A 14,071-nucleotide genomic window follows, 5' to 3' on the forward strand; every position below is an offset into this window, starting at 1 on the left:
GGTCTGTACCTACTCGAACTCCGTGCCGCCCTTGCGGGTGAGGTAGGCGTCGGAGACGAACTTGGTGATCGTGCGGCCGACCAGGACCTCGGAGAAGCGTTCCTGTGCGGGCCGGACGACCAGACCCTCCCGCAGATGCAGGGCGGCCCCGCTCCAGGTCTCCTGACCCTCCGCCGCGGCGAACAACGCGGCCTCGTCATAGGGGCCGTCGTAGAGCACCGGGACCGCGGGCAGGTCCACCTCCGCGAGCAGGGCGGGCAGTTCGGCGGCGTCGATCCACCGGCTCTCACCGCCCGCCTCGATCCGGATGTCGAACACCGCGTAACCGGGCCGTTCACTGCGGCCGGTCTCGCCGTACTTGAGGTCCTGGACCCCCGCGCCGAACACCTCACCGAACACACCCACCCGGGACGCGTCGAAGCGCTCCGCGACGGCGCGCGCGGCCTTGGCGACACCGTGCGCGGTGACCGCCCTCCAGTACAGGTTGTCCTCGGAGCGCACCAGCCCCAGCCCCTTGGCGCCCTGGCCCTTGGAGGAGACGAACTCCTCACCGGTCCCGGCGACCAGCGTGAACAGGCAGGCCGTGCCGTGGATCTTCTCGGTGGCCACGACCGGCTCCCCCGGCTCGAACACGTCCGGGTAACGCTTGATGTTCTCGACCTCGACCCACCTGAGCAGGTCGGGGGCGGGCTCCATCGCACCGCTCATGTGCAGCGGGACCTCGGGGACCCACTTGGTGACGCCGAGCTCGCCCGCGAAATCGGTCCCGGCCTCGTGCTCGGCCGCGAGGTCGCGGTCGCCGAGCCCGGCCGGTCGGCAGACGACGCCCTGGGACACCTCACCGCGGAGCCGGAGCGGCTTGACCCGGTTCTTCCTGGCGCCCGCGAGCTTGCCGGTGAGCCCGACCTCCTCGATCAGGTCGTCCGGGAGAACGGCGTTCTCCGGGATGTAGACGGCCCAGTCCCCAGTGCGGTACGCCCCCTTGGCGACGACCGCGCGGAAAAGCCCCACCTGCGCGAGTTCGAGCGCGTCGGCGTTGGGGTGCGGAAGGATCGTGAGCCGCTCGGCGGTGACCCGGAGGGTGGACATTGCTCTCCCTGTTCGTGGTGTCCTCTTCGGACGGTGTCACGGGCGCTCACGCCCGGCGTCCGAGCCAGTGTGTCCGAGACCAGGGGACGCCACAACGCCTTTTCCGCCGGGCTTTGCGGGCTTGGAAGGGACCCGCCGGGACAGCCCGGGGGCGGCCCTCAGGGGAAGCGTCGGGCGCCGCTGCCGTCCCGGCCCAGGACGTCCTCCGGGTTGGAGTAGGGGCACGAGACCAGCGACAGGCAGCCGCAGCCGATGCAGTTGGAGAAGCGGTCCCGCAGCGCGGTCAGCTCCTCGATGCGTTCGGTCAGTTCGTCGTACCACTGACGTGAGATGCGGGCCCAGTCGCGTTTGGTCGGCAGGCCCTCCTCCGGAAGCTGGTCGATGGCCTCCTTGATCCGTTCCAGGGACAGGCCCAGGCGCTGGGCCGTGCGGATGAACGCGATGATCCGGAGCGTGTCCCGGCGGTACTCGCGCCGGTTGCCCGCCGTGCGGCGGCTCCTGATCAGCCCGAGGCTCTCGTAGTAGTGCAGGGCCGATACCGCCACCCCGGCCCTGTGGGCCACCTGCCCCGGTTTCAGCCAGAGGATGTCCGGGTCCAACTGCGGCATCAGGCTCTCCTCCACCAGCCGACTTGACATCAAGTTCACTTGACGAAGTGGACTCTACGCGACGGACACGACAGGCGAGAGTTCGGAGAACTCGATGAACGAGATCACGGTGTGGGCCGACATCAGGTGCCCCTGGTGCTGGATGGGCCACCGGCGGCTGAGGGCCGCGCTGGAGCGGCTGGGGACGGCGGGCCGGGAGATGACCGTGGTGCGCCGGAGCTTCCTGCTGGAGCCCACGGGCCCGGATTCCCTGGACCGGACCGTGCGCGGCGCCGCGCTGAACTCGTGGGGCATGAGCGAGGCCCGGTGGGAGGCCACCAGGAGCCGGGTGGCGGAGGCGAGCCGCCGCGAAGGCCTCGGAATCGAGATGAACGAGGTGCTGAACGTCGACTCGCGACCCGCCCACCGACTGATCAGACTCGCTGTGTCCCGGGGGTTCGACCCCGAACAGGTGTGGGACCAGCTCTACACAGCGCACCTGGAACGGCGCGAGGACCTGACGGACCCGGAAACGCTGCGCCGGGTCGGGAAGGGGCTCGGGCTCACCGAAGGGGACGTGGACGCCCTGCTGGGCTCCGACGACTTCGCCGCGGAGGTCGAGGCCGACCACCGGGAGGCCGTGGCACAGGGTGTCGGCTCCATCCCGACCTACGTGCACGCGGGGCAGGCGCTGAGCGGAGCACGGAGCGTCGACGACCTGGTGGAGTTCCTGAGCCGGGTGGAGGCCCGCCGATGAGCAGCGGAACGGAGGGCAGGGCGGTGGGCACGACGGCGGGCACTACTCCCGGGGCCACGATGCGGGCCGCCGCGATCGACGCGTTCGGTCCGGCCGAGAACCTGACGGTGCGGGAGGTGCCGCGTCCCGTGGCCGCGCCGGGAGAGGTCCTGGTCCGGGTTCGGACAGCGGGCGTACAACTGACGGACGCGGTGATCCGGGGCGGCTGGACCCCACCGGGTGCGACCATCGTGTTCCCGCAGGTCCTCGGCAACGAGTTCGCCGGGACCGTGGCCGAGATCGGTGCCGGGGTGAGCGGTTTCTCCGTGGGCGACGGGGTCGCCGGGTACCGGGTACTCGGCTGCTACGCCGAGTTCGTGAACGTGCCCGCCGAACAGGTCGTCCCCAAGCCCGCGGAGGTGTCGTGGCTGACCGCGGGCGCCCTGTCGGCCTCCGGGCAGACCGCGCACACCGCCCTTGAGCGGCTGCGCGTGGGCGAGGGCGAAACCCTGCTGGTGCACGGCGCGGCCGGCGGGGTCGGCACGGTGGCCGTGCAACTGGCCGTGGCGCGCGGAGCCAGGGTGGTGGGCACGGCGAGCCCGGCCAACCACGAGTACGTGCGCTCCCTGGGTGCGGTGCCGGTCGAGTACGGCGAGGGACAGCTCCAGCGGATCCGGGCCGCGGCGCCCCAGGGGGTGGACGCGGCCTTCGACGCGGCCGGGCACGAGAACCTGCGGACCGCGGTCGAACTGGTCGGGGACCGGAGCCGGGTCGGGACGATCGTCGACATCGCCCTGGTCGAGGAGCTGGGCTGCCAGTGGATCAGCAGCGACCGGTCGGCGGCCCGGCTCCGCGAGCTGCTCGACCTGTGCGCGAAGGGGCGGCTCACCATCACGATCCGCGAGACCTTCCCGCTGGACGAGGTGTGGAAGGCCCATCTGGACGTGGAGACCCGCCACGGCAGGGGCAAGATCGCCCTGGTGGTCGGGGCCGGGGAGCGCACGGACAGCGACGGGGCGCCATGACCGCCGGGCTGGGACCCCCCGCCCCGGCCGTCCGGCTCTGGACCCGGGGGTCGCGGCCGTTGGTGATCGGGGCGCTCGGGCTGATGACCTTCATCGCCTTCGAGTCCTTCGCCGTCACCACGGCCCTGCCGGTGGTGGCCAGGGACCTGGACGCGCAGAGCTGGTACTCGCTGGCCTTCGCCGCGACGGTGACGACCGGGCTGGTCGGGATGACCCTCGGCGGCGCGTGGGCGGACCGGCGCGGACCGTTGCGGCCCCTGCTGTTCGGCGCGGCCGCGTTCCTGCTCGGGATCGCGCTGTGCGTGGTCGCGCCCACCATGGAGGTCTTCGTACTCGGCCGACTGCTCCAGGGCATCGGCGGCGGCATCGACTCCGTGGTCCTGTACGTGGTCATCGCGCGGTTCGTGCACGAGGACGCCCGCCCCCGTATGTTCGCGCTGCTGACCGCCGCGTGGCTGCTGCCGTCGGTGGTCGGGCCGTTGGTCTCCGGGCTCCTGGTTCAGCTGGTGCACTGGCGCGTGGTGTTCGCTCTCGTGTTGGCCGGGTCAGTGGTGTCGCTGCTGTTCCTGGTGGGGGTGGTGCGACGTGCGGGGTCGGGCCACGGGCAGGGACCGGTGCTGGACCGGCGCATGCTCTGGGCGGGTGCCGCCGCCGTCGCGCTGCTGGGACTGCACGTCTCCGGACAGCAGACGGCGCCCCTGCTCGCGGTGGGCACGGCGGTCAGCGTGGCCGTGTTGGCGGCCACCGCCGTACGGCTGCTCCCCGTCGGCACCCTGCGCGCACGCGCGGGCATCCCCCGGCTGGTGCTCCTGCGAGCGCTGCTGGGCGGCTCGGTGGCCGCCACCGACGTCTACCTGCCCGCCTACCTCCAGTACGAGCTGGGCTACGCGCCTGCCGCCTCCGGTCTCGTGGTCGCGGTCGGGGCGCTGGGCTGGGCGTGCGGTGCCTGGTTGCAGGGGCGTTCGACCGCCGACCCGCACCGGCCGGACCTGCTGTGGAGGGCCGCCGCCCTCGTCTCGTGCGGTCCGGTAGGGGCCGCTCTGGTGGTCGGCGGGCTGCTGCCCGCCCCCGCGGCCGCCCTGACCTGTGTCCTGATGGGGGTCGGTATGGGCATCGCGTACCCGCAGCTCAGCTCGACGGTTCTGACGCTGTCCGCGAAGGAGCGGCAGGGCGCCAACAGTTCGGCCCTGCAGGTGGCGGAGTCCCTGGGGTCGTCCAGCCTGCTCGCGGTGACCGGCGCGGTCCTGACCGCGGGGGTGCTGGGCGGCTACCTCACGGTGTACGGCCTGGTGACGGTCGTGGCCGTGGCCGCCCTCGCCGTCACCGTGACTCTCCGTCCGGTCCGGGGGGACTCGGACGGGCGAAGCTGAGGGGCAGGACGGGGTCGGTCCGGTTCTCCGGTCCGGGCCGTGCCCGGACCGGGTCGCTCAGTCGGCGGCGAAGGCCTCCAGCTCCACGAGCAGCTCGGGGCGGCCCAGGCGGCTGATCTGGGCGCAGACCCCGGGCGGTCGTACGTCGAAGGCGGCCAGGCGCTCGGCCATCAGCTCCCCCGCCTGCGCGAAGAAGGCCTCGACGTCGGTGACGTAGGTGTTCATGCGGACGATGTTCCCCAGCCCCATGCCCGCCTCGCGCAGGACCGCCTCGACGTTGTCCAGGGCGACCGAGGTCTGGGCCCGCATGTCACCGGGGTGCAGCGACTCACCCGTGGCAGAGACCGAGCACTGTCCGCTGACGAAGAGCAGGCGCTGGTGCCCCTCGATGAGGACGCCCTGGTCCATACCCTCGGGGTAGGTCCAGGGGTTGACGGTGGTGCGCAGCATGACGGGGCCTTCCGTGAGGGGAACCTGACGGAGCCCAACGCTAGAACCTCAATCCGGCTTGAGGTCAATATCGGCCGCCGCCCCGGTTCCCGGGGACCGGGACGGCGGCTCGGGGCCCGACCGGGCCGGGGCGGGGTCAGAAGGGCCGGTCACCGACGATGGCGACGCGCTCGGCCACACGGGGGTGCGGGTGGTAGTCGTTCACCGCGTAGTGCTGGGTGGCGCGGTTGTCCCAGAACGCGACCGAGTCGCGCTCCCACCGGAAGCGCACCTGGAACTCGGGGGTGTGCGCCTGCTGGAAGAGGAAGCGCAGCAGCTCGTCGCTCTCCGCCTCGTCCATGCCGACGATCCGAGTGGTGAAGGAGACGTTGACGAACAGCGTCCTGCGGCCGGTCTCGGGGTGGGTGCGCACGACGGGGTGCTCGACCGGCGGGAACCGGTCCTGCCACTCCAGCAGCCGGTCCTCGTCCAGGAAACGGGAGAACCCGGGGATCACGTCGTGCACCGCGGTGCGCCCCTCGATGCGCTCCTTGACCTCATCGGGGAGGTTGTCGTAGGCGGCGGCCATGTCCGCCCACAGGGTGTCGCCGCCGACCGGCGGAACCTCGACCAGGCGCAGGATGGCGCCGAGAGCGGGCGCCTCCCGCCAGGTGACGTCGGTGTGCCAGACGTTCTCGTAGCTGGGCGGGGCCTCACTCTTGGCGAACCGGGCGATGTGGACGTCGTCGCCCTGCTCGATGAACGGGTTGGTCTCCAGCTCACCCCACAGCCGGGCGATCTCCTGCTGGCGGGCGGAGTCGATGGGCTGGTCCCGGAAGAAGACCACCTTGAACTCCAGCAGCGCGCGGTTGAGTTCGGCGCGCAGCTCCTCACTGATCTCCTCCCGCAGGTCGATGCCGTGGATCTCCGCACCGATGAGGGCACCGAGCGGCCGGACCTCGAACAGTTCGTAGGGGCGGGGCAGCTCTCCCTCGGGGAGGCGGCACAGCGTGCGCGGCCCCTCGACCAGGGCGGTGTCCACGGCGGTGCTCCCCCGAATGGCGGGCCCGGCGGGCCGGGTGGCCTCGGCGGCCTCGGTGTCGGTTCTCCGGGTCAGGCTCGGGCTCATGTTCTCTGTCTCTCTGATCGGTGACAAGGGCGGAAGGGGCCGCCGAGGCGCAGGACGGTGTCACGGGTTCAGGGAATCCAGGCCGGTACGGCTCGGTCCGGAGACCGGCCGCGGGAGAGCGGGGCAGCGTGGACTGATTCGCCAGCGGTGGCGCCGGAGTCGGGCTCGGGCACGGAAATCGCTGGTCAGCGCCTACCCCTGAGGAAGGGAGTCGACGCACCGGACACCGCGGGCCTCGGAACGGCAGCGGCGGATCAACAGTGCGGAGGGGAACCCAGGCGACCGCGGCGCAGGATGATGCCCGGCGTTCCGCGACGCGCCCTGTCAGCTGCCCGGAAGGACCGGCGAACGGTCGGGCGGCTCGACAAGGGGGTTCTCATAGCTGTGAGAGTGGAGCACGGGAAGGGTGCCTGTCAACCGCCCCGGGCCCCAGGCCCCACCGGCGAGGGGGTTACCGCCCCGGTGGAGCCCGCGGTCACCGGTCGCCGACCGGAAGGAGGAGGGCGGTGACGTTGTCGTGTCCGCCCCGGTCGAGCGCGTGTCCGACCAGGGCGCGCGCGGCGGGCAGCCACGAGCCCCCGCGCCGCGGGGACGGGACCGCGGCTCTCAGATCAGCCGGATCGGCAAGGTAGCGGGTCAGCCCGTCGGTACACAGCAACAGCACGCCGGGGCCCGTCGGACGCGGACTGCGCGAACCCGGCTCGGCCGGTTCCGCGTCGGCGCCCAACCACGCCGAGATCGCGCCGAACTCCCCTGTGTCGTCCTCCGTCAGCAGCACCGCCGGACCTTGTTCGGGCAGCCAGTAGGCGCGGCTGTCCCCGACCCAGGCGACCCACAGGTCCTCGGGGCCCACCGCGCCCGCCACGTACGTGCAGGCGGGTGCCGGGGATTCGGTGCCGGACAGGGCCTCGACGGCCCGCCCGGCGCGTGCGGCGGAGCGGCTCAGGGCGGTCTCGGGGAGGTCTCCGCCGACCAGCCGTTCAGCGAGGGCAGCGCAGCCGGTCTCCGCCGCGAGTTGAGCGGCGCGCTCGGCCCTCGGCGACATCGACACCCCGTCGCAGACCACCCCGGCGGTCCAGTCCCCCGCGGCCGCGAGCGCCAGGGCGTCCGCGTTGATCCCGCGCCGCGACCCCCGGTCGCTGACCCCCGCCGCGCCGTCGGCCCCGGTGGTCTCCATCCGCACCCTGTGGTCCGGCTGGTCCGCACCGCAGTCCCAGCAGTGGCCGTCGGGGGCGACCGTCCCCTCACAGGCGACGCATACCGGGGTCTGGGTCATGTTCGGGATTCTGGCAGAGAGGTCCCCGGAGCAGGAAGGCACGGCGGGCCGGGTCCGGCCGGGCCGCGGTTCGGCGGGGTGTTCCGACCGGTGCGGTCGGGTGCGCTCGGTTATCGTCACCCCATGGCCGACGACCTGACCGCCGAAGCCTTCCTGGCCCGGCTCGACACCCACCGAAGCGAGGAGGAGCTCCGCAAGTACCAGCGGTACTTCCGCTTCGACGCCGATGCCCAGGACCCCCTCGACTACTTCGTCGGGGTGCGCATGGGCACCGTGTTCGCGCTCGCCAAGGAGTTCGTGGACATGGACCTCGACCAGATCGAGGCCCTGCTGGAAAGCCCGGTCCACGAGGCGCGCGCCGGAGCGCTGAGGATCATGGAGAAGAAGGCCCGCCGCAAGGGGGCCACCCCCGAGCAGGTCGGCGAGCTCGCCGACCTGTACCTGCGCCGCCATGACCGTGTCAACGACTGGGACCTGGTGGACCTGGCCGCCTACCACGTCGTGGGCCGACATCTGCGAGAGCGCTCTCGGAAGGTTCTGTACGAGCTGGCCCGTTCGGAGAACCCGTGGCAGCGACGGACCTCCATCGTGGCGACAGCACACTTCATCGGGCACGAGGACCTGGACGACACCTTCGCGATCGCCGAACTCCTGCTGGGTGACGACCACGAACTGGTCCAGAAGGCGACCGGCTGGATGCTGCGCTCCGCGGGCGACGTGGACCCCGATCGACTGCTGGCCTTCCTGGACACTCATGCGGCGAGGGCCCCGCGCCCCCTGCTGCGCGCGGCGATCGAGAAGCTTCCGCCAGAACAGCGAGCCCACTACCGGGGGCTGCGCGCGTGAGCACGGGCCACACGGGCGGGCCAGGCTCGGGAACGGGGTCCGGGGGCGCGCGGGTGTGAGCGGGGCCGCCCGGGCGACCAGCCACCGCGGAACTAGGATAGGCGAGCCTAACCTTAGCGAACGGAGTCCCATGTTCACCGGCCCCGCCCCGCGCTCGATCGCGTGCGCCCTCATCGTCCTTCTCCCCCTCAGCGCCTGTGGGAACGCGGGCGACCGCTCGTCGGAGAGCGCTCCCTCATCGCAGGCCGCCGAAGGCGCCTTCCCGGTGACCATCGAGCACGAGTTCGGCAGTACCACCATCGAGGAGGAACCCGAGCGCGTGGTCACCCTCGGGGTCACGGACGCCGACGCGGTCCTGGCCCTGGACCTCGTCCCGGTCGGCAACACCGGCTACACGTTCTACGAGTCCGGGCTCGGCCCGTGGACCGACGACCTGGTCGAGGGCGCCGAGCTGGCCCGGATCGACTCCGATTCCGAACCCAACGTCGAGCAGATCGCCAACCTCGCCCCCGACCTCATCATCGGTGTCTCCGCCGGGTTCGAAGACGCCGTCTACGAGACCCTCTCCCAGATCGCCCCCGTGGTCGCGCGACCCGCCGGGGTCGCCGCGTACACCGTGCCCCGGGACGAGGCGACGGAGATCATCGCCACCGCGCTCGGCCGCCCGGAGGAGGGCGTCGCCCTCAACGAGGCGACCGGCGAACTCCTCGAACAGGCACGCGCCGAGTACCCGGAGTTCGAGGGGCTCACCGGGACCGCGGTCCTTCCCTACGACGGCAAGTACGGCGCCTACCTGCCCGGAGACGCCCGCGGCAGATTCCTCCTGTCGCTGGGCTTCGACATCCCCGAGGCGATCACCGAGCGGGACCGCGGGGACGACTTCTTCGTGGAGCTGTCCGCGGAACGCGTGGACCTGCTCGACGGAGACCTGCTGCTCGTGGTGAGTGACGACGAGGACTTCGACATCACCGAGGGGTCCAGTGTCTTCGACAGCCTCGACGTGGTGCGTGAGGACTCCGTCGTCACCACCACCCTGGACGAGCGCGGCGCGGTCACCTACAACTCCGTGCTTTCCCTCCCGTACGCACTCGACCACCTGGCGCCGCGGATCGGTGAAGCTCTCTCCTGAGGATTCGGGGAGCGGCACCCGAAGCGCGCGCCCCGGGCCCGTGAGGGGTGGGCTGATCAGGGGCCCACCCCTCGTAGGCTAGAAAACCTCACCACGGGCCCGGACTCCTCCGGTGCTTCGTGCGCGCACGCGATCCCCGCTTCAGCGGGACGACCCAGATCGGATCTCCTTGTACCTGTCCCGCATCAGCCTCGACCCCCAGCGCAGCATCGGCATGGACCAGTGGGGGGTGATGGGCCGGGCCGTGCGCAAGGCCGTCGACCCCGCCCCCGAATCCGACGCCCGGGTGCTGTGGGCGCGCCTGTCCCCCACCACTCTGGTGATCAGTTCCGACACCGCCCCAGCCTGGGGAAAGCTTTCCGGGGCGAAGTCGGCCTCGATCCTGCCGATGACCCGGCACCCGGAGGGTGAAGCCGTCCGATGGGAGCTCATCACCGCGCCCACCGCGCAGCGCGAGGCGGAGCCCACGGAGGAGAACCCCAGGCCGAAGGTGAAGAAGGTCGCCCTGCCGGAGTCGGAGTTCGACGCGTGGCTGGACCTGAAGCTGGGCGAGGCCCTGCGCGTCACGGCGGCGAAGTGGAAGCGCCTGGGCGGCCGTCCGGCTCGCTTCCACTTCATCGGGGAGGCCATCGTCCAGGACAGCGAGGCGCTCCAGGAGCTGTCGCTGAAGGGCATCGGCGCGGGCACGGCCACCGGTGCCGGATTGCTCCTGACCTCCCCGCTGGAAGACCAGTAGGCGCACGTGAACGCGCGGGACAACGATTGAGCGGGATCAGGATTCCACCAATAAGGAATTCAAGCTAAAAACATCACATTCTTCCCATCTGCCCCAACCTCGCGTAGGAGTGTTGCATTCAGCGGGTAAATCATGAAGGTTTTCTCCTAAGCCCGAGCTGACCGTCGCACGCGGACCCGCCGGAGGAACACCGAAGAACAGGTGGCTCCTCCCAGGTCCCCGTCCGTACGACGCAAGCCTGAAGGAGCAACCTTGGCGTACCCGCACCGGAACCGACCCGCCGCACGGCCCGATCCCTCGGCTCCGTTCCCCCGCACCACCGCACCACGTGCCGCCTCCCGGACCACGCTCTTCAGCGGAGCCCTCGCGGCGGCGCTGACCGCGGCGCTGCTCCACGCCCCGCAGGCCGCCGCGGAACCCGAACCGGAGAGCCAGGCGCCCTGCGTCAGCGACCCCGGGGCCCCGCCCAAGCACCAGATGCGAGCCGAGTGGATCGCCGGGGTGTACAACATCGACTGGCCCACCGAGCAGGGCCAGAGCCCCGAGAAACAGCAGGCCGACCTCGTCGACCTGTACGACGAGGCCGTCGACAACGGCCTCAACGCGGTGTTCGTACAGATCAGACCCACCGCTGACGCCTTCTGGCCGTCACCGTACGAGCCCTGGTCGGAGTGGCTCACCGGTGAGCAGGGCGGCGACCCCGGGTACGACCCGCTGGAGTTCGCGGTCGAGGAGGCCCACGCCCGGAACCTGGAGTTCCACGCCTGGTACAACCCGTACCGGGTGGCCATGCACAACGATCTCGACGCGCTCGTCGAGGACCACCCGGCCCGGCAGAACCCCGACTGGATCTTCGAGTACGGCGGACTGCTGTACTACAACCCCGGCATCCCCGAGGCCCGCGAGTTCGTGATCGAGGCGATGATGCACTCGGTCGAGAACTACGACCTGGACGGGGTGCACTTCGACGACTACTTCTACCCCTACCCGGTCGCTGACCTGGAGATCCCCGACGAGGACACCTACGCCGAGTACGGCGCCGGGTTCGACGACATCGGGGACTGGCGGCGCGACAACGTCGACCTCATGGTCAAGGGGATGAGCGACGCGGTCAACGACGCCAAGCCGCACGTGAAGTTCGGGATCAGCCCGTTCGGGATCTGGCGCAACTCCAGCACCGACCCCGAGGGGTCGGACACCAACGGCTCCCAGTCCTATGACAACCAGTACGCCGACAGCCGCAAGTGGGTTCTGGAGGGCTGGCTCGACTACATCAACCCGCAGGTCTACTGGAAGATCGGGCTGCCCGTCGCGGACTACTCGGTCCTCGTCCCCTGGTGGGCGGAGGTCACCGCGGGCACCGACACGCACCTGTACATCGGGCAGGCCGCCTACAAGGTCGGCAACGCGGGCGCGTGGCAGGACCCGAACGAGCTCTCCAGCCACCTGGACTTCAACAAGGACTACCCCGGGGTCCACGGGGACGTCTACTTCAGCGCGACGTCGCTGCGCACCAACGCCCGGGAGGCGATGGAGATCCTGGTCGCGGACCACTACTCGCACCCCGCCCTGGTGCCGGTCAAGCGGGACCTCGGCGGAACCGTCCCCGCTCCCCCGAGGGTGAGCGCGGGCGAGGGGGACGGCGGCACCGTCCTGGACATCAGGCCCGGCCCCGGCGAGGCGCCCGCCTACTACGCGGTCTACGCCTTCGACGGCAGGCCCGCACCGCATCAGGCCCGCTGCGGTATCGAGGACCCGCGCGCCTTGCTCGGCACCGTGCGGGCGGACGAGAACGGCTCCGCGGCCTTCACCGCACCCGCTGGTTCCGACACCACGTACTACGTGACCGCCCTGCACCGACTGCACCACGAGAGCCGCGCCAGCGCCCCGCGGTACCTGCCCTAGGAACCCCTGAACCCGCCTCCGGACCGCCGCCCCGGAGCCCTCACGAAGAGCCCTCGAGGGCCCGGCACCATCCAGGTGCCGGGCCCCTCCTGTGCCCCGGGCCCGCGAAGGCGGCGGAAGCTCTCCCCGGACCCGCGAGAGCGCTCGCCGGGGGCCAGCGGGACCGGCTCCCGGCCTAGGTAGCGCCCCCGCTCTCGCCCGTGGCCAGGGGACGGAGCTCCTTCTTGAGGATCTTGCCGGTCGGTCCGACGGGGAGCTCGCTCAACAGGCGCACCTCGCGCGGGTACTTGTAGGCGGCCAGCCGCTCCTTGCAGAACGCGATGAGGTCCTCCTCGGTGGCCTTGGCGCCGGGGCCCAGGGACACACAGGCCACGACTTCCTCACCCAGGCGGGCGTCCGGGCGCCCGATCACCGCGGCGGCGGTCACCTCGGGGTGCTCGTACAGGACCTCCTCGACCTCGCGCGGGTAGACGTTGTACCCGCCGCGGATGACGAGGTCCTTCTTGCGGTCGACGACGAACAAGTAGCCCTCCTCGTCGGTGTAGCCCAGGTCGCCGGTGTGGAACCAGCCGCCGCGGAAGGCCTCGGCGGTCGCCTCCGGACGGTTCCAGTAACCCTTCATCACGTTGTGGCCCCGGACCACGATCTCCCCCACCTGGTCGGGGCCGGGCGGGAGCGGCTGGTCGTCGGGGTCGACCACGCGCACACTCACTCCCCAGAGCGGCTTCCCGATCGAGCCGACCCTGCGCTGCTCGGCGTTGATGTTGAAGGTGGCCCCGGCGCAGGTCTCCGAGAGCCCGTACCCCTCCAGGATCACCATCCCGGGGAACTTCTCCTCGAAGGCGCGCATGACCTCGCCGGGCATCGACGCGCCTCCGGAAACACCCACACGCAGCGTGGACAGGTCCCGGCCCCCGGTGTCACTGTGCAGGATTTCCTGGTACATGGTCGGCACCCCGGCGAGGATCGTGCACCGGTGCCTCTCCATGGCTTCCAGCGCCGCGGCGGTCTCGAACCGGGGCACCAGCACGACGGTGCCGCCGTTGCGCACCGCCACGTTGAGCACGCTGGACAGGCCGAAGATGTGGAAGAGCGGCAGGACCGCGAGGCCGATGTCGTCATCGCGGAAACCGAAGAGGTCCCCGCCCACGGTGCAGTTCATGTACATCTGGAAATGGGTGAGTTCGGCGCCCTTGGGCCTGCCGGTCGTGCCGCTGGTGTAGAGCAGGACGGCGGTGTCGTCGGACCCGGTGGGCTCGGGTTCGCCGAAGTCCTCGGCGAAGTAGAGCTCGTCGTAGTGGAGTGTGCCCTCGGGGCGTTCGTCGTTGCCGGGCAGGTTCACCACGTACGTGCGCACGCTCTCCCCGGTTTCGGCCAGTTCGACCGCCCGCACCGCCTCCTCGGCGAACATCTCGAAGGTCACGAGGACCCGCGCCCCCGAGTCGGTCAGGTGGTAGGCGGTCTCGGGCGCCTTGAGGAGCGGGTTCAGGGGGACCATGACCAGGCCCGCCTTGAGAATGCCGAAGTAGGTGAACAGGAACTGGGGCAGGTTGGGGAGTTGGACGGCGACCCGGTCCCCGGGTTCCAGTCCGAGGCCGCGCAGCGCGGAGGCCACCCGCCCGGAGATCTCGTCGACCTGGGCGTAACTGAACTCCAGGTCGTTGATGTGGCAGAGGGGTTTGTCTGGGTTCTCCCGCCGTGATTCCTGAAGGATCGTCGCGAGGTTGAAACTCATGGCACCCACCTAGGATTTAACCGACCAGACGGTATGTTTCCGGAACGTATATATGCCGGTGCCGTGGTGTCAATGGTGG

13 protein-coding genes are annotated in these 14,071 nt (G+C 70.9%); 7 read left to right on the top strand and 6 right to left on the bottom strand.

The window, feature by feature from the left end; all coding sequences use genetic code 11:
• Positions 1-9: 9 nt before the first annotated feature.
• A complete protein-coding gene (locus NE857_RS26545; protein ID WP_254418119.1) occupies positions 10-1,089 on the bottom strand; it encodes an RNA ligase (ATP) in 1,080 nt (359 codons plus the stop codon).
• Positions 1,090-1,247: 158 nt separating this feature from the next.
• Complete coding sequence (gene soxR / locus NE857_RS26550) at positions 1,248-1,697, bottom strand: redox-sensitive transcriptional activator SoxR (protein WP_254422100.1); 450 nt, start codon at positions 1,695-1,697, stop codon at positions 1,248-1,250.
• A 94-nt stretch (positions 1,698-1,791) separates the two neighbouring features.
• On the opposite strand from soxR, the gene NE857_RS26555 reads away from it, so the two are divergent.
• The 3 genes from NE857_RS26555 to NE857_RS26565 are packed head-to-tail and all read left to right on the top strand — an operon-like array spanning position 1,792 to position 4,807.
• A complete protein-coding gene (locus tag NE857_RS26555; protein WP_254418120.1) occupies positions 1,792-2,433 on the top strand; it encodes a DsbA family oxidoreductase in 642 nt (213 codons plus the stop codon).
• Positions 2,434-2,492: 59 nt separating this feature from the next.
• Positions 2,493-3,437, top strand: coding sequence for an NADP-dependent oxidoreductase (locus tag NE857_RS26560; protein ID WP_254422101.1), 945 nt, complete (start codon positions 2,493-2,495; stop codon positions 3,435-3,437).
• A complete protein-coding gene (locus tag NE857_RS26565; RefSeq protein ID WP_254418121.1) occupies positions 3,434-4,807 on the top strand; it encodes an MFS transporter in 1,374 nt (457 codons plus the stop codon). The genes NE857_RS26560 and NE857_RS26565 overlap by 4 nt, the downstream gene beginning before the upstream one ends.
• 57 nt (positions 4,808-4,864) lie before the next feature.
• Here the strand turns inward: NE857_RS26565 and NE857_RS26570 are convergent, their stop codons facing one another.
• From NE857_RS26570 to NE857_RS26580, 3 genes are all read right to left on the bottom strand, one after another.
• Positions 4,865-5,257: a RidA family protein gene (locus tag NE857_RS26570; protein WP_254418122.1), complete on the bottom strand. Its 393-nt coding sequence runs from the start codon at positions 5,255-5,257 to the stop codon at positions 4,865-4,867.
• Between the two features lie 136 nt (positions 5,258-5,393).
• Complete coding sequence (locus NE857_RS26575; protein ID WP_254418123.1) at positions 5,394-6,365, bottom strand: TauD/TfdA dioxygenase family protein; 972 nt, start codon at positions 6,363-6,365, stop codon at positions 5,394-5,396.
• A gap of 475 nt (positions 6,366-6,840) precedes the next feature.
• A complete protein-coding gene (locus NE857_RS26580) occupies positions 6,841-7,641 on the bottom strand; it encodes a PP2C family protein-serine/threonine phosphatase (protein WP_254418124.1) in 801 nt (266 codons plus the stop codon).
• Positions 7,642-7,764: 123 nt separating this feature from the next.
• Here NE857_RS26580 and NE857_RS26585 point away from each other — a divergent pair, with 123 nt between their 5' ends.
• The 4 genes from NE857_RS26585 (at position 7,765) to NE857_RS26600 (ending at position 12,257) form a co-directional block, all read left to right on the top strand.
• A complete protein-coding gene (locus tag NE857_RS26585; protein WP_254418125.1) occupies positions 7,765-8,487 on the top strand; it encodes a DNA alkylation repair protein in 723 nt (240 codons plus the stop codon).
• A 130-nt stretch (positions 8,488-8,617) separates the two neighbouring features.
• Complete coding sequence (locus NE857_RS26590; protein WP_254418126.1) at positions 8,618-9,616, top strand: ABC transporter substrate-binding protein; 999 nt, start codon at positions 8,618-8,620, stop codon at positions 9,614-9,616.
• A 169-nt stretch (positions 9,617-9,785) separates the two neighbouring features.
• On the top strand, positions 9,786-10,352 hold the full coding sequence (locus tag NE857_RS26595) for a type I-E CRISPR-associated protein Cas6/Cse3/CasE (RefSeq protein ID WP_017583356.1): 567 nt from the start codon (positions 9,786-9,788) through the stop codon (positions 10,350-10,352).
• A gap of 252 nt (positions 10,353-10,604) precedes the next feature.
• Positions 10,605-12,257, top strand: a complete 1,653-nt coding sequence (locus NE857_RS26600; protein ID WP_254418127.1) for a glycoside hydrolase family 10-like protein — start codon at positions 10,605-10,607, stop codon at positions 12,255-12,257.
• Between the two features lie 175 nt (positions 12,258-12,432).
• On the opposite strand, the gene NE857_RS26605 is transcribed toward NE857_RS26600, so the two are convergent.
• On the bottom strand, positions 12,433-13,992 hold the full coding sequence (locus NE857_RS26605) for a long-chain-fatty-acid--CoA ligase (RefSeq protein ID WP_254418128.1): 1,560 nt from the start codon (positions 13,990-13,992) through the stop codon (positions 12,433-12,435).
• Positions 13,993-14,071 lie beyond the last annotated feature (79 nt).

This window comes from Nocardiopsis exhalans, from assembly GCF_024134545.1.
Taxonomy (GTDB): domain Bacteria; phylum Actinomycetota; class Actinomycetes; order Streptosporangiales; family Streptosporangiaceae; genus Nocardiopsis; species Nocardiopsis exhalans.